General features: G+C 68.6%; 23 protein-coding genes. 9 read left to right on the top strand and 14 right to left on the bottom strand.

Translation table 11 applies throughout. The features are described from left to right. Positions 1 to 23: 23 nt before the first annotated feature. Positions 24 to 737 carry a hypothetical protein gene (locus AC3QLZ_RS05775; RefSeq protein ID WP_287873840.1) on the bottom strand — a complete coding sequence of 238 codons (714 nt, stop codon included), beginning with the start codon at positions 735 to 737 and terminating at the stop codon, positions 24 to 26. A gap of 174 nt (positions 738 to 911) precedes the next feature. Here AC3QLZ_RS05775 and AC3QLZ_RS05770 point away from each other — a divergent pair, with 174 nt between their 5' ends. From AC3QLZ_RS05770 to alaS, 4 genes are all read left to right on the top strand, one after another. Continuing rightward, on the top strand, positions 912 to 2,276 hold the full coding sequence (locus AC3QLZ_RS05770) for an extracellular solute-binding protein (protein ID WP_287873839.1): 1,365 nt from the start codon (positions 912 to 914) through the stop codon (positions 2,274 to 2,276). A 20-nt stretch (positions 2,277 to 2,296) separates the two neighbouring features. Next, positions 2,297 to 3,091: a glycerophosphodiester phosphodiesterase gene (ugpQ, locus tag AC3QLZ_RS05765; protein WP_287873837.1), complete on the top strand. Its 795-nt coding sequence runs from the start codon at positions 2,297 to 2,299 to the stop codon at positions 3,089 to 3,091. 120 nt (positions 3,092 to 3,211) lie between these two features. Beyond that, complete coding sequence (locus tag AC3QLZ_RS05760; protein ID WP_014238375.1) at positions 3,212 to 3,595, top strand: hypothetical protein; 384 nt, start codon at positions 3,212 to 3,214, stop codon at positions 3,593 to 3,595. Between the two features lie 251 nt (positions 3,596 to 3,846). Next, a complete protein-coding gene (gene alaS, locus AC3QLZ_RS05755; RefSeq protein WP_014238374.1) occupies positions 3,847 to 6,540 on the top strand; it encodes an alanine--tRNA ligase in 2,694 nt (897 codons plus the stop codon). A gap of 73 nt (positions 6,541 to 6,613) precedes the next feature. Here alaS and AC3QLZ_RS05750 read toward each other — a convergent pair whose 3' ends face one another. The 3 genes from AC3QLZ_RS05750 to AC3QLZ_RS05740 are packed head-to-tail and all read right to left on the bottom strand — an operon-like array spanning position 6,614 to position 8,986. Continuing rightward, the gene (locus tag AC3QLZ_RS05750; protein ID WP_014238362.1) at positions 6,614 to 7,270 is read right to left on the bottom strand and encodes a Crp/Fnr family transcriptional regulator; all 657 of its coding nucleotides are present in this window, start codon (positions 7,268 to 7,270) and stop codon (positions 6,614 to 6,616) included. A 32-nt stretch (positions 7,271 to 7,302) separates the two neighbouring features. After that, positions 7,303 to 8,625, bottom strand: coding sequence for a cytochrome-c peroxidase (locus AC3QLZ_RS05745; RefSeq protein WP_492783468.1), 1,323 nt, complete (start codon positions 8,623 to 8,625; stop codon positions 7,303 to 7,305). A gap of 52 nt (positions 8,626 to 8,677) precedes the next feature. Further along, a complete protein-coding gene (locus AC3QLZ_RS05740) occupies positions 8,678 to 8,986 on the bottom strand; it encodes a DUF4242 domain-containing protein (RefSeq protein ID WP_014238360.1) in 309 nt (102 codons plus the stop codon). Positions 8,987 to 9,218: 232 nt separating this feature from the next. Here AC3QLZ_RS05740 and AC3QLZ_RS05735 point away from each other — a divergent pair, with 232 nt between their 5' ends. After that, positions 9,219 to 9,530, top strand: a complete 312-nt coding sequence (locus tag AC3QLZ_RS05735) for a hypothetical protein (RefSeq protein ID WP_014238359.1) — start codon at positions 9,219 to 9,221, stop codon at positions 9,528 to 9,530. Further along, positions 9,530 to 10,033, top strand: a complete 504-nt coding sequence (locus AC3QLZ_RS05730; protein WP_492783467.1) for an NUDIX domain-containing protein — start codon at positions 9,530 to 9,532, stop codon at positions 10,031 to 10,033. The genes AC3QLZ_RS05735 and AC3QLZ_RS05730 overlap by 1 nt, the downstream gene beginning before the upstream one ends. Positions 10,034 to 10,087: 54 nt before the next feature. Here the strand turns inward: AC3QLZ_RS05730 and AC3QLZ_RS05725 are convergent, their stop codons facing one another. The 9 genes from AC3QLZ_RS05725 to AC3QLZ_RS05685 form a co-directional block, all read right to left on the bottom strand. Continuing rightward, a complete protein-coding gene (locus tag AC3QLZ_RS05725; RefSeq protein ID WP_014238357.1) occupies positions 10,088 to 11,026 on the bottom strand; it encodes a C-GCAxxG-C-C family (seleno)protein in 939 nt (312 codons plus the stop codon). Between the two features lie 217 nt (positions 11,027 to 11,243). Continuing rightward, positions 11,244 to 12,506 (bottom strand): EAL and HDOD domain-containing protein, encoded by a 1,263-nt coding sequence (locus AC3QLZ_RS05720; RefSeq protein ID WP_492783466.1) that lies wholly within the window; start codon positions 12,504 to 12,506, stop codon positions 11,244 to 11,246. 5 nt (positions 12,507 to 12,511) lie between these two features. Next, positions 12,512 to 13,756 carry an EAL and HDOD domain-containing protein gene (locus AC3QLZ_RS05715; protein WP_152089594.1) on the bottom strand — a complete coding sequence of 415 codons (1,245 nt, stop codon included), beginning with the start codon at positions 13,754 to 13,756 and terminating at the stop codon, positions 12,512 to 12,514. 10 nt (positions 13,757 to 13,766) lie between these two features. Then, positions 13,767 to 15,161: a phosphomannomutase/phosphoglucomutase gene (locus tag AC3QLZ_RS05710; RefSeq protein ID WP_152089593.1), complete on the bottom strand. Its 1,395-nt coding sequence runs from the start codon at positions 15,159 to 15,161 to the stop codon at positions 13,767 to 13,769. A gap of 61 nt (positions 15,162 to 15,222) precedes the next feature. Further along, complete coding sequence (locus AC3QLZ_RS05705) at positions 15,223 to 16,215, bottom strand: hydrolase (protein ID WP_014238353.1); 993 nt, start codon at positions 16,213 to 16,215, stop codon at positions 15,223 to 15,225. After that, positions 16,215 to 16,652 (bottom strand): YybH family protein, encoded by a 438-nt coding sequence (locus AC3QLZ_RS05700; RefSeq protein ID WP_014238352.1) that lies wholly within the window; start codon positions 16,650 to 16,652, stop codon positions 16,215 to 16,217. The genes AC3QLZ_RS05705 and AC3QLZ_RS05700 overlap by 1 nt, the downstream gene beginning before the upstream one ends. A 15-nt stretch (positions 16,653 to 16,667) precedes the next feature. Next, complete coding sequence (waaF, locus tag AC3QLZ_RS05695) at positions 16,668 to 17,675, bottom strand: lipopolysaccharide heptosyltransferase II (protein ID WP_152089592.1); 1,008 nt, start codon at positions 17,673 to 17,675, stop codon at positions 16,668 to 16,670. 28 nt (positions 17,676 to 17,703) lie between these two features. Then, positions 17,704 to 17,892, bottom strand: a complete 189-nt coding sequence (locus AC3QLZ_RS05690; RefSeq protein ID WP_014238350.1) for a zinc-finger domain-containing protein — start codon at positions 17,890 to 17,892, stop codon at positions 17,704 to 17,706. Positions 17,893 to 17,918: 26 nt separating this feature from the next. Beyond that, positions 17,919 to 18,839 (bottom strand): branched-chain amino acid transaminase, encoded by a 921-nt coding sequence (locus tag AC3QLZ_RS05685; RefSeq protein WP_014238349.1) that lies wholly within the window; start codon positions 18,837 to 18,839, stop codon positions 17,919 to 17,921. 147 nt (positions 18,840 to 18,986) lie between these two features. Here AC3QLZ_RS05685 and AC3QLZ_RS05680 point away from each other — a divergent pair, with 147 nt between their 5' ends. From AC3QLZ_RS05680 to mnmA, 3 genes are read left to right on the top strand one after another with little or no spacing between them, the layout of a single operon-like run. Further along, positions 18,987 to 19,439, top strand: coding sequence for an NUDIX hydrolase (locus tag AC3QLZ_RS05680; RefSeq protein WP_014238348.1), 453 nt, complete (start codon positions 18,987 to 18,989; stop codon positions 19,437 to 19,439). After that, positions 19,436 to 20,032 carry a hypothetical protein gene (locus tag AC3QLZ_RS05675; RefSeq protein ID WP_492783465.1) on the top strand — a complete coding sequence of 199 codons (597 nt, stop codon included), beginning with the start codon at positions 19,436 to 19,438 and terminating at the stop codon, positions 20,030 to 20,032. Before AC3QLZ_RS05680 ends, AC3QLZ_RS05675 begins: the two co-directional genes overlap by 4 nt. Further along, the gene (gene mnmA, locus AC3QLZ_RS05670; protein WP_130458941.1) at positions 20,029 to 21,153 is read left to right on the top strand and encodes a tRNA 2-thiouridine(34) synthase MnmA; all 1,125 of its coding nucleotides are present in this window, start codon (positions 20,029 to 20,031) and stop codon (positions 21,151 to 21,153) included. Before AC3QLZ_RS05675 ends, mnmA begins: the two co-directional genes overlap by 4 nt. A gap of 51 nt (positions 21,154 to 21,204) precedes the next feature. On the opposite strand, the gene AC3QLZ_RS05665 is transcribed toward mnmA, so the two are convergent. Next, positions 21,205 to 22,185 (bottom strand): response regulator, encoded by a 981-nt coding sequence (locus tag AC3QLZ_RS05665; RefSeq protein ID WP_492783464.1) that lies wholly within the window; start codon positions 22,183 to 22,185, stop codon positions 21,205 to 21,207. Between the last annotated feature and the right edge of the window lie 57 nt (positions 22,186 to 22,242).

The raw sequence follows: 22,242 nt of genomic DNA, 5'->3' as shown, positions 1-22,242 counted from the left end.
GGTGCCGCAGGCGGCCGCCGGGCTCACTCGGCCTCCTGGCGCCGGTCGCCCTGGCGGCGTTCGGGCCCTTCGTGGGTCTGTTCCGCCTGGCGCCGGTCGTCGCCCCGGCCCAGGGTCGGGCGGGCCTTGTGGGCCAGCACCTTCTGCCGCATCTCCTCGCCCAGGGCCTGCAGGGCCTCGTCGTCCAGGGATTCGGCCAGTTCGATGATCTTGCGCCGGGTGGCGTCCTCGTTGCGCTGCACGACGTTGAAGAGCAGCCACAGGGCCAGGGCGTTGATCACCACCAGCACCACCTCCAGATAGAGCAGGGGGGTGAAGATGGGGCGCTGGGAACGGTCGCCGAGGATGAAGTAGAAGCTGTCGAAGCCCGAGGTCGCCGCCTGGCGCAGCAGGGAGGGATAGGGCTCGAAGGGCGGGAAGAGGCAGATCAGCGCCAGGTTCACCAGGGTGAACAGGCCGATGGCCCGGCTGTAGCGGAAGCGGGGAATCTCGTGGGCCTCCCGCTGTTGCAGCAGCAGCCAGGCGCTGAGGGCGTTGGCGGCGACGAACATGAGCTGCAGGGTCAGCAGCTCCTGGTGGATGGGCTTGTGCCCCAGCTGGGTCAGCAGGGGGTAGAAGCCGTCGAAGGAATTGAGGGCGCCCCGGGCCAGGGGGATGTTGTTGAAGGGGGGGAACAGCACCATCAGCAGCAGGTCCAGCAGGGCGACGATGCACACCAGTCTCTGATATTTGTTCATGGCTCTCGCTCTCGGTGGCGCCGGGCATGGATGCCCATGCACGAGTCATTATGGTGGCTGGGCCGGGGGCTGACAAGCAGGCCGGCGGCCCCCGGGGCCGGGTCTGGCGTTGTCCTCCGGCGGTCATCTTTCCGGCGCTATAATTGCCGTTTTAGCACTGCTTGAGGATTGGCGATGTTCATTTCCGCCCGACGCACTTCTTTGCTTGCCCTTTCCCTGGCCGCCGCCTTCGCCCTGGCCGGCCCCGCCCAGGCTGCCAAGCCGGCCAAGGCCCCTGCCGCCCCGGCCAAGGCTGCCGCTCCCCAGGAACCGGTGGAACTGACCCTGTCCCACCAGCTGGAAGAATCCCGCACCTCCCGCCTGCAGGAAGTGGTGGACCGCTTCAACGGCCAGCAGAAGGCCTACAAGGTGGTGCTGGTGCACCGCCAGGGCGGCGCCGGCAACTACCACATGAACCTGGCCCTGCGCGACGAGCTGAGCCACTTCGTCAGCGGCAAGGAACCCTACCGGGCCCTGCACCAGGTCATCAGCGAGAGCAAGGAAAAGATCGACACCGCCCGCCTGGCGCCCGAACTGCGCAGCGGCGTCACCGATGGCAAGGGCCGTCTGCTGGGCCTGCCCATGGCCTACTCGACCCCCGTGCTGTTCTACAGCAAGAGCGCCTTCCGCCGCGCCGGCCTGGATCCCGAGGCCCCGCCCAAGACCTGGTGGGAACTGCAGGCCGTGGCCGGCAAGCTGTTCGACGCCGGCATCAAGTGCCCCTACACCACCTCCCGCCCGGCCTGGGTGCACATCGACAACCTGGCCGCCCGCAACAACGTGGAAACCGTGGGCGAGAAGGGCGAGATGGCCTTCAACGGCATGATGCAGGTGAAGCACGTGGCCCTGCTCAACTCCTGGTACAAGGCCCGCTACTTCCATACCTTCGGCGGACAGAACGAGGCTGACGCCCACTTCGCCAGCGGCGAGTGCGGCATGATCACCACCGCCTCCGACCGCTTCGTCACCTTCCGCGAGAACAAGGACCTGGACGTGGGCGTGGCGCCCCTGCCCTATTACGATGATGCCTACGGCGCTCCCCGCCAGGCCCTGGCCGATGGCGCCTCCCTGTGGGTCGGCCCCGGCCACAAGGCCGCCGAGTACAAGGGCGTGGCCAAGTTCGTCGGCTTCCTCATGGCTCCCGACATGCAGGTGGAAATCGCCCGCTCCGGCGGCTACCTGCCCCTCACCGCCGCCGCCCAGGCCGCGGCCAAGGGCAAGCTGCTCAAGGACGACATGCGCAACATCGACGTGGCCCAGGCCCAGCTCGGCCCGGTGCTGCCCCGCACCTCGGTGAGCAAGGCTGCCGCCCTGACCCCGGTGGTCTCCGCCATCAACCCGGTGCGCCTGATCATCGACGAGGAGCTGGAGCAGGTGTGGTCCAACAAGAAGCCGGCCAAGCTGGCCCTGGACAACGCCGTCAGCCGCGCCAACGCGGTCCTGCGCTCCGGCGCCGCCGCCCGCCTGGCCGAAGCGCCGGCGGCCTCCAAGGTGCGCTGATCCGCGTCGTGGGCCAGCAAGTGCCGCCACAAGAAACGCCGGTCCCTGGGGCCGGCGTTTTTGCATCCGCCCCCGCCTATCCCCGGCTCATCGCCCACCGGGGCGGCGGCAGCAGCGCGCCGGAAAACACCCTGGCCGCCATCCGCGCCGGCCACCGTGCCGGTTTCGCCGGGGTGGAATTCGACGCCATGCTCAGTGCCGACGGCACCCCTTTCCTGATCCACGACGAAACCCTGGAGCGCACCAGTAACGGTCGCGGCGCCGTGGCGGCCAGCAGCGACGCGCTCCTGGCCGGCCTGGATGCGGGCAGCTGGCATTCCCCCGCCTTCCGCGGCGAACCCCTGCCGACCCTGGCAGCGGCCCTGGACCTGTGCCGCAGCCTGGGCCTGTGGGTCAATCTGGAAATCAAGCCGAGTCGCGGGCGGGAGGCTGAAACCGGCGCCGCCGTGGCCGAGGTGGCGGCCCGGGCGGTGGCCGCCGGCCTGCCGGCGTCCGCCCTGGTGCTCTCCTCCTTTGCCGAAGAGGCCCTGGCAGCCGCGCGGCAGACGGCTCCCGGCCTGGCCAGGGCCCTCCTGGTGACGGCCGTGCCGGCGGACTGGGAAGCCCGTCTGGCGCGCCTGGGGGCGGTGGCCCTGCATTGCGCCGCCCCCGGGCTGGATGAGTATACGGTGCGGCAACTGGCCGCCGGGCTGGCCGCCCGGGGCGGGGCCCTGGCCTGCTACACGGTCAATGACGCCGCCCGTATTTCCGCCCTGCTGCAGTGGGGCGTCGCCGGGGTGTTCACCGACCGCCTGGACCTGGCCGGCCCGGCCTGACCTGGCATCTCGGATACATCCGCTTACACACGCTTACTTCCTGCTTGTCGTCGGCCGCCGGGCCATGACGTTAAAGTGGCCATGGGAATCGCCCATGACATTCAAATCAGGAGACCTGCCATGAAGACCTTCAAGCCCGTTGCCGCCGCCGCCTTCTTCCTCGCCCTGTCCGGCCCCCTGCTGGCCCAGACCGTCACGCCCAAGGTGGATCAGCGCCAGGCCAACCAGGAGCAGCGCATCGACCAGGGCGCCCAGAGCGGCACCCTCACCGGCAAGGAAGCGGCCCGGCTGGAAAAGGGCCAGACCCACGTGGAAAACGTGGAGACCCGGACCCAGGCCGACGGCAAGGTGACGGCCCGGGAGCGGGCCCGCCTGGACCACGCCCAGGACGTGCAGAGTCGCCGCATCGCCCGGGAAAAGCGGGACGGCCAGCACGATTTCAACCACGACGGCCGCAGCGACCGGGCCGAGCGCCGGGCTGCCCGCCGCGCCGCGCGTCAGTAAGCCGCCGCCGGCCGCGGCCCCGCCGTCGCCGCCGGCATTTGCGACCACCCGGCCAGGAGCCCCGTCCCGCGGGCATCCTGGCCGGCCCGGGGCCCGCCTGGCGCGGGCCTTGGCGCTTTCTCCATGGCCGCCATGTTCCTGCCGATCGCGGGTACTGCGGCAAGCCGGTCCCGGCCCGGTTCAATGATAAAATGCGCGTTTTTCCAATTCAGCCGCCCCCGCCATTGGCCGGGGCCAAGGATGCAACGACGATGAAAAGCGCCGAAATCCGCCAGAAGTTCCTCGACTTCTTCGCCTCCAAGGGCCACCAGATTGTTTCTTCCAGCTCCCTGGTGCCCCACGAAGACCCCACCCTGCTGTTCACCAACGCCGGCATGAACCAGTTCAAGGATGTCTTCCTCGGTTTCGACAAGCGTCCCTACACACGAGCCACCACTTCCCAGAAGTGCGTGCGCGCCGGCGGCAAGCACAACGACCTGGAGAACGTGGGCTACACCGCCCGCCACCACACCTTCTTCGAGATGCTGGGCAACTTCAGCTTCGGCGACTACTTCAAGCGCGACGCCATCACCTACGCCTGGGAGCTGCTCACCGTCGTCTTCAAGCTGCCCAAGGACAAGCTCACCGTCACCGTCTATGCGGAGGACGACGAGGCCTACGACATCTGGACCAAGGAAATCGGCGTGCCCGTGGAGCGGGTCATCCGCATCGGCGACAACAAGGGTTCCCGCTACGCTTCCGACAACTTCTGGATGATGGGCGACACCGGTCCCTGCGGCCCCTGCACCGAGATTTTCTACGATCACGGCGAGCACATCTGGGGCGGCCCTCCCGGATCCCCCGAGGAAGACGGCGACCGCTTCATCGAAATCTGGAACAACGTGTTCATGCAGTTCAACCGGGACGAAGCCGGGGTCATGCACCCGCTGCCCAAGCCCAGCGTGGACACCGGCATGGGCCTGGAGCGCATCGCCGCCGTGCTGCAGGGCGTGCACGCCAACTACGAGATCGACCTGTTCCAGCGCCTGATCGCCGCCGCCGCCCGGGAAACCTCCGGTGCCGACATGGACAGCCCCTCCCTGAAGGTGCTGGCCGACCATATCCGCGCCTGTTCCTTCCTCATCGCTGACGGCGTCATCCCGGGCAATGAAGGCCGGGGCTACGTCCTGCGCCGCATCATCCGCCGCGCCATCCGCCACGGCTACAAGCTGGGCGCCCGCGCCGCCTTCTTCCACAAGATGGTGCCGGACCTGGTGGCCGAGATGGGCGCCGCCTATCCCGAGCTGGCCTCCGGCGAAAAGCGCGTCATGGACGTGCTGAAGCAGGAAGAGGAACGCTTCTTCGCCACCATCGAACACGGCATGGCCATCCTGGATGGTGAACTCAAGAAAATGCTGAAAATTGAAGACGGCCAGTCGTTGCATGACCGGATTCAAGCCTTGGCAGCAGATAGCAATGGCGATGTTGCCAAGCTTTCTGTTGGCAAGTTTGACGGCGATGTTGCTTTCAAACTGCACGACACCTACGGCTTCCCTCTGGACCTGACCGCTGATGTTTGCCGCGAGCACGGCGTTACTGTCGATACTGCGGCGTTCGACGCCGCCATGGCCCGCCAGAAGGAACAGGCCCGCGCCGCCGGCAAGTTCAAGATGGCCGCCAACCTGGAATACGACGGCCCCGCCACCACCTTCCACGGCTACGACACCCTGGAGTTCAAGGGCAACGTGCTGGCCCTGTACAAGGACGGCGTCGCGGTCAATGAACTGCACGAAGGCGACATGGGCGTGGTGGTGCTAGACAACACCCCCTTCTACGCCGAATCCGGCGGCCAGGTGGGCGACCGGGGCGCGCTGCAGAGCGTGCACGGCATCTTCGCGGTGGAAGACACCCAGAAGATCCAGGCCACCGTCTTCGGCCACCACGGCGTGGTCAAGACCGGCACCCTGACGGTGGGCAACAACGTCACCGCCAAGGTGGACATCCAGGCCCGTAGCCGCACCGTGCGCAACCACTCCGCCACCCACCTGATGCACAAGGCCCTGCGCGAAGTGCTGGGCGGCCACGTGCAGCAGAAGGGCTCCCAGGTGGACCCGGACAAGACCCGCTTCGACTTCGCCCACAACGCCCCCATGAGCGATGAGGAAATCCGCAAGGTGGAAGCCATCGTCAATGCGGAGGTGCTGGCCAACGCCGCCACCGAAGCCCAGGTCATGGGCATCGACGACGCCCAGAAGAGCGGCGCCATGATGCTCTTCGGCGAGAAGTACGGCGACGAGGTGCGGGTGCTTTCCATCGGCTCCTCCAAGGAACTGTGCGGCGGCACCCACGTCACCCGCACCGGCGACATCGGCCTCTTCAAGATCGTGGCCGAATCCGGCGTTGCCGCCGGCGTGCGCCGCGTCGAAGCCGTCACCGGCGACAACGCCCTGGCCCTGGTGCAGCAGCAGCAGGCCGTGCTGGCCCAGGCCGCCGCCGCTTTCAAGGCACCCGTGGCCGAGCTGCCGGCCAAGATCGCCCAGACCCAGGAGGCCGTGAAGGCCCTGGAAAAGGAACTGGCCAAGCTGAAGTCCAAGCTGGCCTCCAGCCAGGGCGACGACCTGGTGAACCAGGCCGTGGAAGTGAAGGGCGCCAAGGTCCTCGCCGCCACCCTGGAAGGGGCCGACGTCACCGCCCTGCGGGAGACCATGGACAAGCTGAAGGACAAGCTCAAGTCCGCCGCCATCGTCCTGGCCTCCACCGCCGAAGGCAAGGTCACCCTGATCGCCGGCGTCACCGCCGACCTCACCGCCAAGGTCAAGGCCGGCGAGCTGGTCAATCAGGTGGCCCAGCAGGTGGGCGGCAAGGGCGGCGGCCGTCCCGACATGGCCCAGGCCGGCGGCACCCAGCCGGAAAACCTGCCGGCAGCCCTGGATTCCGTGGCTGCCTGGGTGGCAGGCAAGCTCTAAGCTGCCGCTTTCCCTCGGAAAAAAGCCCTCCCCTGCGGGAGGGCTTTTTTTTATGGTCGTTCCCCGTCTTGGCTCAGGGGCTGGCGATGAGGGCGGCCAGGCGCTGGGCGTCGCGGATGCGGATCAGGCCCCGGCCGGTGGCCACCAGGCCGTCGGCCGCCAGTTCCCCCAGCAGGCGGGCCACCACCTCCCGGGTGGTGCCCAGGTGGTCGGCCAGCTGCTGCTGGGTCTGGCGAAGCTCTCCGGCGGCCGAGGCCTGCAGCAAGAGGAGGTTGGCCAGGCGCTGGTTGAGCTTGTAGGCATGCACCTGCTCCAGTTCCTGCATCAGGCGGAACACCAGGGTAGCCAGGGTGTGCACCGTCAGGTCCCGGATGGCGTCTTCCCGGGCGAACAGGGTGCGGTACAGGGGGCCGGGCACCAGGGCCACGGTGGTGGGCTGTTCGGCCTGGACCCAGGCCGGGTAGCGCAGGTCGTTGAAGAGGCTGTTGAGGGCGAAGACGCAGGTCTCCCCCGGATCGATGCAATAGAGGGTGGCCTCGTTGCCGTTGGGGGCCAGGGAATAGACCCGCAGCCTCCCCCGCAGGACGAAATAGGCGCCGGAGATGGCCTGGCCCTTGTAGAGGACCGGCGAGCCCGGCTGGCACTCGGCGGTTACCACGCCCTGGCGCAGCAGTTGCAGGCTGTCCGGGCTGAGCTGGCGAAAGAGGGGAAGGGTGTCGAAGTCCTGCACGGGGCGGTCTCCCGGGGGGCGGTGGGGCCATTCTAGCCCGCCGGCATGGCGCCGGCATGCTTGCCGGCGGCGGCCCGCTGCCGGGCCAGCAGGCTGTCGCTGCTGAGGGCGTTGAGGAATGCGACGATGTCCGCCACCTCCCGCGGGCTCAGGGGCGAGCGCTCGATGCGGTGCAGGGCCCGGTCCTGGCCGCGCCAGGCCGTCAGGCGGCCGGAACGGCCCAGCTGGGCGCTGGCCATGATGCGCACCACTTCCTCCAGCCGGTCTACCGAGCCGTTGTGCAGCCAGGGGCCGGTGAGGGCCACGTTGCGCAGGGAGGGCACGCGCCAGACGCCCCGCCGGCCGCCCTCCAGCAGCAGGGGGTACTGGTCCTCGTAGGCCGTCGGGTTGGCCGGGAAATGGCGGCGCGGGGCCTGGCCGCCGAGCAGGCTGGCGTCGCTGAAGGCCGGCCCCTTGTGGCAGAGGACGCAGCCGACGGACTCGAACAGGGCCATGCCCCGCAGCTGGGCCTGGCTGAGGGCGGTGGCGTCGCCGCGGACGAAGCGGTCATAGGCGCTGTCCGGGGTGATCAGGGTGCGCTCGAAGGCGGCCAGGGCCTGGGCGATGCGGTTGAAGGTGACCTCCCCGTCGCCGAAGGCCCGGGCGAAGTCCCGGCGGTAGCCGGGGTCGGCGGCGAGGCGCCGTTCCGCCTCGCCGGGGCTGTCCAGGTTCATTTCCACGGGGTTGAGGATGGGACCCTTGGCCTGCTCCTCCAGGGAAGGGGCGCGGCCGTCCCAGAACAGCACCGACTGGAAGGCCGCGTTCCATACCGTCGGCGTGTTGCGCGGGCCGCTCTGCCCCGCTTCCCCCAGGGCGGTGGGGCGCCGGTCGCCGCCGGCCTTGGCGTAGAGGTCGTGGCAGGAACTGCAGGACTGGGTGCCCCGGCCCGAGAGGCGGGTTTCGTGGAAGAGGCGTTCGCCCAGGGCGATCTTGGCGGCGTTGCCCGGGTTGTCGGCCGGCTCCGGCGCCTGCAGCGGCAGGGCTTCCCAGACGTAGGCCGGGGCCGCCTGGGGCACCGCCGGCAGGGCGACCGGCAGGACGGCTGCCTCCTCTTCCGCCGGGGGCGGGCGGTAGGCGGCGGCGATGAGGGGAGCCACCGTGCCGCCGGGGGCCTGGACCAGCACCGCCGCCACCGCCATTTTCAGGCTGAAGGCCAGTAGCCCGGTGCCCAGGGCGCCGGTGAGCAGCCAGCGCCCCTCCCGGGTGAGGCCGGCGCGGGGGGCCAGGTCCTGCCGCACCATCAGGGCCAGCAGGGTGAAGAGGCCGATGACGGCGACCAGACCGATCGCCAGTAAGTCAAACAGATCGCTGTCCATGATGTTCTCCCTTGGGTGGCGGGCGCCCCCTGGCCCCGGGGGCGCCCTGGGGTCAGGCCCGGGCGGGGCGGCGGAAGAAGGTGTCGGCCGGGGTGGCGGTGGACACTTCGCAGATGCTGTCGAAGGGCAGGCCCACCCGTTCGTGGGCCCGCCGCACCGCTTCCGCGTCGGGCGCCATGTTGAGGCAGAAGGCGCGGCCGTCGGCGTAGCTGAGGTGGGTGCGCAGGGGGATGACGCCTTCGGCGTAGCAGGCGGCTTCGTACTGGGCGTAGAAGCCCTCGAAGTCGGCGGCGCTGAGGCCGGCGGGGAAAGTGCCGTGCTGCTGGTCGTGGGTGTCGATGAAAAAACGCAGGGCTTGCATGGTCGGCTCCTTGGCGGTGACTACGGGATGTAGTGGGGCGGAGCTTAGGCCGTTGCCGGCGGCACCTCTGTAGCAAAAGCTACACAAGCTTCCCGGGCCGGCCTGGCCGGAGAGGCGCACCGTTCCTGCCTTCCGGGGTACCCCTGCGGCAGGCCGGCCACCGGTCCCGGCCGTGGGCCGGCGGCGCCAGCAGTGCTATCCTGCGGTTTTCCCTTTTCCGCTTGCCGACATCATGCGCATCCTGCTGCTCTCTTCCCTCCTGGCCCTGTCTTCCCTGGCCCCGGCCCTGGCCGCCGACAACCTGGACCGCACGCCGGTGGAGGCCACCACCGCCGCCGGCGACAAGGTGCGTCTCTACCCCACGGGCAAGTGGGAATTCGTGGACGGGGCCAAGGCCGCCGAGGCCAGGAAGCGGGCCGAGCAGTACCCGGAAAACCAGGTTCGCCCCATTGAGGCCCAGGGTGGCTGGGTGCCGGGCAGCAAGATGCTGATGCCCGGCGACAAGGACTACAACCGGGGCTCCCTCAACCCCAAGGCCCGCTGATGTCGGAGCTGTCTTCCCCCTACCGTTTCTGTCCCTGCTGCGCCGGCACCCTGAGCTGGCGCGAGATCGGCGGCGCGCCGCGCCAGGTCTGCGACGACGCGAGCTGCGGCCACGTCTTCTGGGGCAATCCGGTACCGGTGGTGGCGGCCCTGGTGGAGTGGCAGGGCAGCGTCATCCTGGCCCGCAACGCGGCCTGGGCCGAAGGCCAGTTCGGCCTGGTGACGGGCTTCCTGGAGCGGGACGAGGCGCCGGCCGAGGCCGCCTGCCGGGAGGTGGGGGAGGAGCTGGGGCTGGTGGCGGTGGGTGCCCAGCTTATCGGCACTTATCCCTTTGCCCGCAAGAACGAGGTGATCATGGCCTTTCACGTGCCGGCCCAAGGGGAAATCTGCCTCAACGAGGAACTGGCGGAAGTCCGCCTGATCGCGCCGGAAAAGCTGAAACCCTGGGATTACGGCACCGGTCTGGCGGTGGCCGACTGGCTGCGCCGGCGCGGCTCCGGCTGAAGGGATTCCTGCGTCGCCGCTTGGGGCGCACGGCCCGGGGGGCAGGCCCCCGTCTCAGAGATTGGGCAGGCGTTCGTCGCCGTTCTGCTGGTCCAGGATTTCCCGGGCCAGACGGGTGGCGATGACCACGTATTCCCGGCACTGGGCGTGCAGGTGGTTTTCCCGGTACACCTGGCGTCCTTCCTGGGTCTGCAGGTCGCAGCCGAGGAGTTCGCTGCAATGGCCGCCGCCGCAGGTGGCGCGGAATTCGTCGGTGAAGCGCTGGATGGCGTCGTAGTTGGCGGTCACCGGTTCCCGCGGGTCGCTGCGGCCCAGGGCCAGATTGAGGGCCAGCACGCCGCCCGAGTAGGCGCCGCAGGTGCCCCAGGTGCGGGAGAGGCCGCTGCAGAAACCGGTGGCAATGCCGGGAATGAGGGGAGAGTCCAGGCCCATGTGCCGGGCCAGGGCCAGCAGCACACTCTCGGCGCAGTAGAAACCGGAATCGAAGAAGTCGCCGGCCTGGCTGGTGGGATCCACGCCGTGGTAGCTGTGGGGGGTGCTGGGCACGCTGCGGGCGTGGGCCAGGGAGCGGCGCATCAGGGCCGTCTGGTCCGGGTCCGGATCGTCCCGCAGCAGGGCCTGGCGCAGAGACTCGGGGGCCGTGTCGCGGTGGGCCGGGGTGAAGCCCAGGGTCTCGAAATAGGTGCGGCTGGAGGCGGTCAGGGTGTACAGCTCCCGGATGCCCATGCCGTAGGCGTGGTCCAGGACGTGCTGGTAGAGCTGGCGGGCGATGCGCTGCTTGCGGAAGCCGGGACGGACGATGAGGGAATGGAGCAGGGCCACGTCGCCGCAGGGGGCGAGGCCTCCGGCGCCGACCAGGCCCACGTCCGAGTCGGCGACGTACACCACGTCTTCCACCTGGCGGCAGTGGCTGGGTTCGTCCGGGTGGGCCAGGGACAGCAGGGCATGGATGGCGTCGTGATCGGCGCCGGCAGCTTGGCGAATCTGGAACATTGCTTGCCTCCTCCTCGTCCGCCGGGGGCGGCGGATGGTCAGTGTGCAGCGGGGATTCCGGATGGACGGAGGCCGCCGCGAGGCGACCTTTGAGCCTGGTTTTCCAACGTTTTATATGAAGCCGGCAAGGGGTGCAATTTGCAGTGCACCATCAGCTTTCTTTATTTTGCCGCCAGCCCAGCAGGGAGGCGGCATTGGCCCGGCAGGCCGGCGCAAATCAGTTTTGCTGTTCCTGGCCGATGGCCCGGGTCCAGGCCAGCGCCTGGGCCTGGGCCAGGTTGACCCGCTCCGGCGAGAGCCCCGGCAGCTGCGCCACCAGGGCCGGAACCTGGCTCAGGTCCTCGCTTTCCAGGGCCTCGATGAGGCGCAGCAGCAGCCCCAGGGAGCCCTGGTGGCGAAGCAGGGCCTGCTTCACGTCCGTGGCCAGGGTGGAAATCTGGCTGAGGATTTCGTCTATGGGCGTGGCGAAGAGGGCCGGGGTGAGGGAAAGGATGCCGGTCATGAAGGCCCGGTCGGCGAAATCCCGGTCTGCCGCCATGTGGCTTTCCGCCAGCAGTTCCAGCAGCCGCGCCCGGGTCGCCGCCAGTTGCAGCAGGGGCGGGAAGCCGGTGTTGCCGGCCGGGTCGGTATAAAGCAGCAGTTGCAGCCAGCGCTGCAGCTGGCGCCGGCCCAGCAGGGTGATGGTGTGGCGCAGGGAGGTGATGCGGGTGCGGGCGCCGACGGCCGCGGAATTGGCCATGCGCAGCAGGTTGATGGAGAGCCCGGGCTCGTGCTTGAAGGTCTGCTCCAGCTGGGGCGTGTCCGAATCGTCCAGGACCTGGGACAGCAGCTTCAGCAGGGAGAGGCGGGACTGGCCCAGCTTGCGCCCGGAGAGGATGGTGGGGTGGGCGAAGTAGTAGCCCTGGAAGAGATGGAAGCCGAGGTTGCGGCAGTGTTCCATCTGTTCCCGGCTTTCCACCTGCTCCGCCAGCAGTTCCAGGGGACGCCGGGCCAGGGCCTGCACCAGGCCGGGCAGGGCCTCCTCGGACACGGCGGAGATGCACACCTTGGCGATGTCCATCAGGTCCAGCAGGGGCTCCATGGCCGGGGTGACGGCGACGATGTCGTCCAGGGCCAGGGTGAAGCCCTTGGCCTTCAGCTCCCGGCAGCGCTTGAGGAGTTCCGGCGTCACCTCCACCGTCTCCAGAATTTCCAGCACCACCTTGTCCTTCGGCAGCAGCTCCACCGCCTCGCTGAGGAGGAAGTCGCCGTCCACATTGATGAAGGCTTTCTGTTCCCCCAATGCGTCGGCCAGGCCCAGTTCGGTGAAGGCGTGGGTGATGACCGTGGCGGTGGCCACCATGTGGTTGGCAACGATGGCCCGGTTGGGCGCCGGCCCGGAGCGGAACAGCAGCTCGTAGCCGTAGAGGCTCTGCCGGGCATCCAGGATCGGCTGGCGGCCCAGGTAGATGGGCGTGGTGTGGGTGGTGTCGGGGGCCATGGCGGTCAGCTGTCGCGGGCCAGCATGTTGGCCCAGGCCATGGCCTGGGCCAGGCATTCGGTGAGGAGGGCGCCCCGCAGGCCGGGCATCTCGGCGATGAGGCCGTTGAAGGTGGCATCGCCGTCGGCCTTCTCCAGCTGCTCGGCCAGGGCCAGCAGGCGGCCCAGGTCGCCCTTGTATTCGATCAGGGCCTGCTTCACGTCCGGCGGCAGGGGCAGGGGCGTGATGATGTCGGCGATGGGCTGGCCGATGACGGCGGGCAGCAGGGAGAGGATGCCGACCATGAAGGCCCGGTCCGGCAGGTCTTTCTGCCGGGGCAGGAACTTCTGGGTCACCAGTTCCAGGAAGCGGCCCCGGGTGGCGGCCAGCTGCAGCAGGGGGCCCACCTCGCCGCCTTCCGGATCGGCGTAGAGCAGCAGTTGCAGCCAGCGTTGCAGCTGGTTGCGGCCGAGGATGGTGATGGCGTGGCGCACCGAGGCGATGCGCACCGCCAGGCCGCTGGCGCAGGAGTTGGTGAGGCGCAGCAGGTTCAGGGTGAGGCCCGGCTCGCCCTTGAAGGAACGCTCCAGGGCGGCGGTGTCCGCGTCCTTGAGGATCAGGTCGAGCAGGCGCATCACCGTCATGGCCGAATGGGTCAGCTTCTTGCCGGAGATGAGGGTGGGGCGGGCGAAGTAGTAGCCCTGGAAATATTCGAAGCCCAGGTCGAAGCAATGCTCCATCTGGCTCTGGTTTTCGATCTTTTCCGCCAGCAGCTTCTTCTGCAGGGGGCGCAGCTTGCAGGCCAGGAGGAACAGCTGGTGGTTGTCCAGCAGCAGGTGGTCCACCTTGAGGATTTCCGCTTCCGGCAGCAGGGGCAGGTTGATTTCCGCGAACTCGGCGACGCCGCCCAGGGCGAAGGTGAAGCCCTGCTGCTTCAGCTCGCGGCAGCGGGCCAGCAGGGCCTCGTCCGCCGGCGTGTCGGCGGGCAGTTCCAGGACCACGCTGGCGCCGGGCAGGATTTCCACCTCGGGGCCGAGGACGAAGTCCGGGGTGGCGTTGATGTAGGCCTTGTAGGGCCCCAGCACGTCCCCCAGGGACATTTCGCCGAAGGCATTGGCCACCACCCGGGCCGTGGCCAGGCGGCCGTCGGCCACGGCGGCCCGGTCCACGCCGCTGCTGCGGAACAGCAGTTCGTAGGCGACGAGCTTCTGCTCCCGGTCCAGGATGGGCTGGCGGGCCAGGAAGATGTCGGCGTCCAGGGGCAGCATCATGGCGGTCGGGTCAGAAGGGCAGGGCCAGGCCGGGCCAGGCGGCGGCCAGTTCGCGGCGGAAGTCGGCCTGGATGCGGGCCAGGGCCTCGGCGTTGTCGGCCTCGAAGCGCAGCACCACCACCGGCGTGGTGTTGGAGGGGCGGGCCAGGCCGAAGCCGTCGGCGTACTCCACACGCAGACCGTCGATGGTGATGATCTCCCGGGCGGCCTCGAACTTGGCGCCGGCCTTGAGCTTGTCCAGCAGGGCGAAGGGTTCGCCTTCGGCCATCTTGATGTTCAGCTCCGGGGTGGAAGTGGCGTTGGGCAGGCTCTTCAGCACCGGGTTGGCGTCGGCGGCCCGGGCCAGGATTTCCAGCAGGCGGGCGCCGGTGTAGAGGCCGTCGTCGAAGCCGAACCAGCGTTCCTTGAAGAAGACGTGGCCGCTCATTTCGCCGGCCAGGGGGGCGCCGGATTCCTTCAGCTTTTTCTTGATCAGGGCGTGGCCGGTCTGCCACATCACCGGCTTGCCGCCGTGTTCGCGGATCCAGGGGGCCAGCAGGCGGGTGCATTTGACGTCGTAAACAATCTCGCCGCCGGGGACGCGGGACAGGACGTCGGCGGCGAAGAGCATCAGCTGGCGGTCGGGGAAGATCACTTCGCCGTCCTTGGTCACCACCCCCAGACGGTCGCCGTCGCCGTCGAAGGCGATGCCGATCTCGGCGTCGGTCTCCTTCAGGGCGCGGATGACGTCGGCCAGATTCTCCGGCTTGGAGGGGTCCGGGTGGTGATTGGGGAAGTTGCCGTCCACCTCGCAGAAGAGGGGCACGATGTCGCAGCCGAGTTTCTTGAACAGTTCGGGCGCCACGGCGCCGGCGACGCCGTTGCCGCAATCCATGACGATCTTCATGGGGCGGGCCAGCTTGACGTCGGCCAGGATGCGTTCCACGTAGGCGGCCTTGACGTCGGCCTGGGTCAGCTTGCCTTCGCCCCGGGCCAGGTCGCCGGATTCGATGCGGCGCTTCAGGGCCTGGATCGCCTCGCCGGCCAGGGTCTCGCCGCCGATGACCATTTTCAGGCCGTTGTAGTCCGGCGGATTGTGGCTGCCGGTGACGGAGACGCAGGAGTGGCAGCCCAGGTGGTGGGCAGCAAAATAGGTGACCGGGGTGGGCACGCAGCCGATGTCGATCACGTCCACCCCGGCGGCGCGGATGCCGTCGGCCAGGGCGCCGGCCAGCTCCGGGCCGGAGAGGCGGCCGTCGCGGCCGATGGCGATGGCCGTCTGCTGCCGCTCCCGGGCCAGGCTGCCGAGGCCGTGGCCGATGGCGCGCACCACGTCGGCGGTGAGGCTTTTGCCGACGATGCCGCGGATGTCGTAGGCCTTGAAGATTTCGGGGGGCAGGGCGGGAATCTGGACGGAGGCGTTCATGAATCGGACTCGTGTTTTTATGTTCGGGCGAATGTTCGGGTGGCAGCGCCTGGTGGCGGCGTCAGCAGTGTTGCCGGAAAAAGTGCAGCAGGCGCCGGGGCAGCCAGTCCAGGCGGCCCGGCGGGCCGCCCCGGACGAAGCCCACGTGACCGCCGTGGGCCGGTTGCTCCAGCCGGACCTGCAATGATACCTGAGTAGGGGTGGGCAGGGCATGGGCCGGCAGGAAGGGGTCGTTGCGCGGATTGAGCACCAGGGCGGGCACCCGGATGCCCTGCAGCAGGGGCTTGCTGGAAGCCCGTCGCCAGTAGTCGTCCACCCCGGCGAAGCCGTGCAGGGGCGCCGTCACCGCATCGTCGAAGGCCCGCAGGCTGCGGGCCCGGCGCATGGGGCGCGGGTCGAAGAGGTCGGGGAAGCGCCGCAGGCGGGCCTCCGCCCCCCGTTTCAGGGTGCCGAGGAAATGGGCGCTGTAGACCCGGTTGAAGCCCCGGCCCAGGGCGTCGCCGCAGACGGTCAGGTCCAGGGGCGGGCACACCGCGGCGGCGGCCTCCACCACCCGGGTGGCCTGGAATTCCTGTTCCCCCAGCCACTTAAGCAGGGCGTTGCCGCCGAGGGAAACGCCGGCGGCGAACAGGGGCCGTTCGGGGAAGCGCTGCCGGAGGCGGTGCAGGATCCAGTCGATTTCGGCGGAGTCGCCGGAATGGTAGGCCCGGGGCAGACGGTTCAGTTCGCCGGAGCAGCCGCGGAAGTGGGGCACCACACCGCCCCAGCCGGCCTCGGCGGCGGCGGCCATGAGGGCGGTGGCGTAGTGGCTGCGGGAACTGCCCTCCAGGCCGTGGAACAGCACCAGCAGGGGCCGCCGGCAGGGCGGATGGGCCAGGGGCGGGGCCTCCCGGTCCGGGTCCAGCCAGTCCAGGTCGATGAAATCGCCATCCGGCGTTTCCCAGCGCTCCCGCACGTAGGCCGGGGGCGCCGGCCGGATCAGCAGGGGGTAGATGGTCTGCAGGTGGCCGCCGGGCAGCCACCCCGGCGGGGTGTAGGCCGGCGGATGGGCCATCAGTGCAGGACCCGGGGCTGGGCGTCCCCGTCGCTGTCGCCGTTGCCCTCTTCGGCGCCGGGGGAGGCGTGGTGGGAGAGCAGGCGCCAGCCGTCGCTGCCGCGGATGAAGACGTTGGTCACCAGCACCGGGCCCCGGGGTTCCGGGTCCCCTTCGGCGAAAAAGGTTTCCTGCAGGCTGTGCACCGCCAGCATGCCGCCGAGCCAGGCGACCCGCTCGCCGATGCGCACGGTGAGCCGGGGAGCGCTGGCGAAGAGGCTCTGCCAGCCGTGGCGGATCTGGGCGTGGCCGCACAGGCGCTGGCCGTCGGGATGGATGCAGACGACGTCCTCGTCGTCGGCCCAGATGGCCATCATGGCCTCCAGATCGCCCTTCTCCAGGGCCTCGTAGAAGGCGTTTTCGGCATCTTCAGGGCGGGGGAAGGGCGGTGTCGGCATGGGAGACTCCGGCGGTCAGCGGGGGAGGGTGTCCAGGACCCGGAGAGGTTCCAGGTCCTGCAGGCATTTGAAGTGCCCCAGGGGGCACTCCCGTTTGAAACAGGGGCTGCATTCCAGGCCCAGCTGCAGCACCGTGGCCCGCTCGCTGAGGGGTGGCGTGAAGCCGGGGGAGGAGGAACCGTAGAGGGCGGTGAGGCTGCGCCCCAGGGCGGCGGCCACGTGCATCAGGCCGGAATCGTTGCAGACCACGTGGTCTGCCAGGGCCAGCAGGTCGATGGCCTGGTCCAGGCTGGTGGCGCCGCACAGGTTGCGGGCGCAGCCCTCGGCGGCCTGGGCGATGCTTTCGCCCACCGGCCCATCCTTGTGGGAGCCCAGCAGCCAGACGGTCCAGCCCTGGGCGGCGGCGGCCCGGGCCAGGCTGGCGTAGTGGGCCTCGGGCCAGCGTTTGGCGGGGCCGTACTCGGCACCGGGGCAGCAGACAAGCAGGCGGGACGGGCGTTCCAGGCCCAGGGCTGCCAGGGTCCGCATCTGGTCTGCCTCCCGGGAGTGCAGGCGGGGCGGGGCAATGGGCCGGGGCGGCTGCCGGCCGGGGGCTTCCGCCAGCTGGGCGAAGCGTTCCACCATCAGGGGCGTGGCGCTTTTGTCCAGGGTGTGGCGGCAGTTGAGCAGGCCGTAGCGGGCCTCGCCGGTGAAGCCGACACGCAGCGGAATGCCGGCGAAGGCGGTGACCAGGGCGGATTTCAGGGAATTGGGCAGGACCCAGGCGGCGTCGTAGTCCCGGGCCGCCAGCTGGCGGCCGAGGGCCCAGCGGGCCTTGAGATTGAGTTCGCCGTGGGCGAAGGGGTTGTCCAGGACTTCCCCGATCTCGTCCATGCGGGAGAGCACCGGCGCCACCCAGCGGGGCGCCAGGGCATCGAGCACCAGCCCCGGGTGGCGTTCCTGCAGGCGCTGGAACAGGGGCTGGGCGAGGACGGCGTCGCCGATCCAGGAGGGGGCGACGATGAGCCCGCGACGCAAGGTCATCGCCTCTCCTCCATGAAACGGCACGGGGTCAGTGGTGACCCTTGGGCGCTTCGCCCTTGAAGACGTAGCGGGTGCTGCAGTAGGGACAGGTCACTTCGCCGGTCTTCAGCACGTCCAGGAACACCCGGGGATGCTGGCTCCACAGGGGAGCCTTGGGGGTGGGGCAGTGCAGGGGCAGGTCGTCGGCGGTGACTTCGACGGTCAGATTGTCGGCCATGGTCGGTCTCGGAACGGGCGAAAGGATTAAACGAAGGCCAGCCAGTCGGCGTGGGCGGCGGAACGGCCATTGACCACGTCGAAGTACTTTTCCTGCAGGGCCTTGGTGACGGGGCCGCGGTGGCCGACGCCGATCTGGCGGTTGTCCAGTTCGCGGATGGGGGTCACTTCGGCGGCGGTGCCGGTGAAGAAGGCTTCGTCGGCGCAATAGACTTCGTCGCGGGTGATGCGCTTTTCCACCACCTCGATGCCCATTTCGCCGGCCAGCTGGATCACGGTGGCGCGGGTGATGCCTTCCAGGCAGGAGGTCAGGTCCGGGGTGTACAGCTTGCCGTTCTTGACGATGAAGATGTTCTCGCCGGCGCCTTCACAGACGTAGCCTTCCGGGTCCAGCAGCATGGCTTCGTCGTAGCCGTCGGTGAGGGCTTCGTTGTTGGCCAGGATGGAGTTCATGTAGTTGCCGGAGGCCTTGGCCCGCACCATGGTGATGTTCACGTGGTGGCGGGTGAAGGAGGAGGTCTTGATGCGGATACCGCGCTGCATGCCTTCCTCGCCCAGGTAGGCGCCCCAGGGCCAGGCGGCGATGATGACGTGCACCTTGGCGCCCTTGGGGGAAACGCCCATCTTCTCGGAGCCGTAGAAGGCCAGGGGGCGGATGTAGCCGGATTCCAGGTTGTTGGCGCGGATCACTTCCTTCTGGGCTTCGTTCAGCTCTTCCTGGCTGTAGGGCAGGGCCATCTGGAAGATGTGGGCGGAACGGGCCAGGCGCTGGGTGTGGTCCTGCAGACGGAAGATGGCGGTACCCTTGTCGGTCTGGTAAGCCCGGACGCCCTCGAACACGGCCATGCCGTAGTGCAGGGAGTGGGTGAGGGCATGGGTGGTGGCTTCGCGCCAGGGCACCAGTTTGCCGTCTTGCCAAATGAAACCGTCGCGGTCCGACATAGACATGTTGAATCTCCGTTCGCTGCGTGTTCGATAAAGTCCGAAATTCTAGCCCAAATCCGCACCGCCTGCATTGGTGCGGCGCGGCATGACGGCTGGCCCCGGCCTTGGGCCTGGGGGTAAAATGCGGCCTTTGCGCAATCCGGAATTCCCATGGCACCCGTCTGGAAACCCAATGTCACCGTGGCCGCCGTCGTCGAGCGGGACGGCCGTTTTCTCCTGGTGGAAGAAGAGACCGACGACGGTCTGCGCTTCAACCAGCCTGCCGGCCATCTGGACGAGGGCGAGTCCCTGGTGCATGCCTGTGCCCGGGAGTGCCTGGAGGAAACCGCCTACCGTTTCCGTCCCACCGCCCTGGTCGGTATCTACCAGTGGCCGCGGCCGGCCGGCGACATCACCTACCTGCGCTTCGCCTTCACCGGCGAGATCGAAGGTTTCGAGGAAGGTAGGGCCCTGGATACGGGCATCATCGGCGCCCGCTGGCTGACCCTGGAGGAGGTGCGGGCCACGGCGGAACGCCACCGCAGCCCCCTGATCCTGCGCTGCATCGAGGACTACGTGGCCGGCAAGCGCCATCCCCTGGACCTCATCACCCACTATTCATGAGAGTCCTTGTCGTCGCACTGCTGGCTCTGGGGCTGCCCCTGGGGGCCGCCGCGGAGCCGGTGGGACTCTGCTACAACTACGGCTGCACGGTGCAGACGGAAGTGGAGGTGAGTCGGGCCCAGCTGGATGCCATCGGGCGGGACATGCTCAAGGCCCGGGACGCCGAGTCCGAGCGCCGCTTCCTGGCCGAGGCGGTGGCCCGCCTGTACCGCATCGCCGGCACCCAGACGCCCATCTGGCGCGACAAGGGCGGCAATTCCGAGGACGACGCGGTGGAGGGGCGCATGGACTGCATCGACCACTCCACCAACACCACCCATTTCATCGAGTTGCTGGCCGGCCGCGGCTGGCTGCGCTACCACACCCTGCTGTCCCGCCAGATGCGGCGCCGCGGCCTGATCTTCGATCACTGGACCGCCGCCATCGAGGACGGCAACGGGGAGAAATTTGCGGTGGATAGCTGGTTTTTTGACTACGGGGAGACGCCGGCCGTCATCCCCTTCGAGGATTGGCTGGACGGCCGGGACCCGGAAGTGCGGCACCGGGTCGCCGAGGCGGTCCAGGAACAGATGGAAAGACAGGTGAAGCAATGAGCGCAGCACAGGAAAAAGGTACGGTCGTGGTCGGTCTTTCCGGCGGGGTGGATTCCTCCGTCGCAGCCCTGCTGCTGAAGCGCCAGGGCTGGAAGGTGGTGGGCCTCTTCATGAAAAACTGGGAGGACGACGACAACGAGGAATACTGCTCCTCCCGCCAGGACCTCATCGACGTCATGAGCGTGGCCGACACCATCGGCATCGACGTGGAGGTGGTGAATTTCGCCAAGGAGTACAAGGAGCGGGTCTTCGCCGAGTTCCTCAAGGAATACCAGGCCGGCCGCACCCCCAATCCGGACATCCTGTGCAACTCGGAAATCAAGTTCAAGGCCTTCCTCGACCACGCCATGCAGCTGGGAGCCGACAAGATCGCCACCGGCCACTATGCCGGGGTGCGGGAAGTGCCCCATCCGGCCGGTGTCGGCGTCGAGTACCAGTTGCTCAAGGCCGAGGACGGCACCAAGGACCAGAGTTACTTCCTGCACCGCCTCAACCAGGCCCAGCTCTCCAAGACCCTCTTCCCCCTGGCCGACTGGTACAAGCGGGACGTGCGCAAGCTGGCCCTGGAAGAAGGGCTGCACGTGGCGGCGAAGAAGGACTCCACCGGCATCTGCTTCATCGGCGAGCGGCCCTTCAAGGATTTCCTGATGCGCTATCTGCCGCCGCAGAAGGGCGAGATCCGGGATCTGGACAGCGGCAAGGTGCTGGGGGAACACGACGGCATGACCTACCACACCATCGGCCAGCGCAAGGGCCTGCACATCGGCGGCCTGGCCGGCGGCCAGAAGGCCAACGGCGAGCACGATGCCTGGTTCGTGGCGAAGAAGGACGTGGCGGCCAACGTGCTCTACGTGGTCCAGGGCCACGACCACCCAGCCCTGCTCTCAGGCCGCCTGGAAGCCCATGACCTGTCCTGGGTCTCGGGCCGGGCACCGCGGCCCCACTGGGTCTATTGCGCCAAGACCCGCTACCGGCAGGAGGATGCGCCCTGCGAGGTGGAGCGGGTGGATGGGGAATCCTGCCTGATCGATTTCGCCGAACCCCAATGGGCCGTGACCCCGGGGCAGTCGGTGGTGCTGTACGAGTCCCGGGTCTGCCTGGGCGGCGGCGTCATCCGCTAAAGGGAGGGTAAAACCGGCTGTGGCCGGGCCGGCGCGGGGCCGGCCCCGGTGCTACACGGCGCCGGCCTGCTGCACGATCTCGGCCAGTTGCCGGTTTTCCAGGAGCATGCGGCGCTGGGCCAGGGCCTGGGCGATGCTGGTCTTCAGTTCGAAATCGCTCCAGGGCTTCTGGATGAAGGCGAAAATGTTGGCGCCGCCGATGGCCTGGATCAGGTCGCCTTCGCAGATTTCGTTGCTGATGAGGATGCGGAAGCAGTCGGGCTGCAGGTCGGCAAAGCGCTGCAGCAACTCCACCCCGTCCATTTCCGGCATCTTGCGGTCGGCGATGATGCAGGAGAAGGTGTTGTTCTTCACCAGCTCCAGGGCGTGGCGGGCCGAGGGCGTGACCTGCACGCTGATCTTGCCTTCCTGCAGCACCGGCGTGGTGGCGTGGGCCACTTCGGCACGGATCGCCAGGTAGAGGTCGTCCACCTCGGAGTGGTGGGTGAGCACCCGGGAGAGGGAGCTGAGCACGCCCGGGTCGTGGTCCACGATCAGGATCTGCTCCATGTTGCCTTCGGGCAGGGGCGGCACGCTGATCTGCCGCTGCCGCACCACAGCCGCCAGTTCCCGGTGCTGGCGCAGGGTCTGGTGATAGCCGATGGCCTGGGCCAGGGAGCTCTTCAGGTAGTAGTCGTGCCAGGGCTTGGGAATGAAGCGGTAGATGTGGGTCTCGTTGACCATGCGGATCAGGGTGGCCATGTCGGTCTGGCCGCTCAGCACCAGGCGGGCGCATTCGGGCTGCAACAGGGTCAGTTCCTTGAGAAACTCCAGGCCGTCCATGTCGGGCATGCGGTAGTCGCTGATGACCGCGTCGAAACTCTGTTTCCGGGCCTTGGCCAGGGCCTGCAGCGGGTCGGTGCAGCCGGTCACCTGGTAGCGGTAGCGGCCGTGGGGCGGCGAGGCCAGCTCCCGTTGCACGGCGCTGACAATGTTGGGCTCGTCGTCCACAACGAGGATGTGGCGGATGTTGTTTTGGTCCACGATCTGCATTCCTGAATGAGGGAGTGGCCGCACGCTGGGGCGGCGGGACATGTCAAAAGGGTAGCA

It is taken from the genome of Azospira sp. MPR-LB4 (assembly GCF_058809525.1).
Note: the sequence above shows the minus strand (reverse complement) of the source record. Positions and strands in the feature narration are given on the sequence as shown.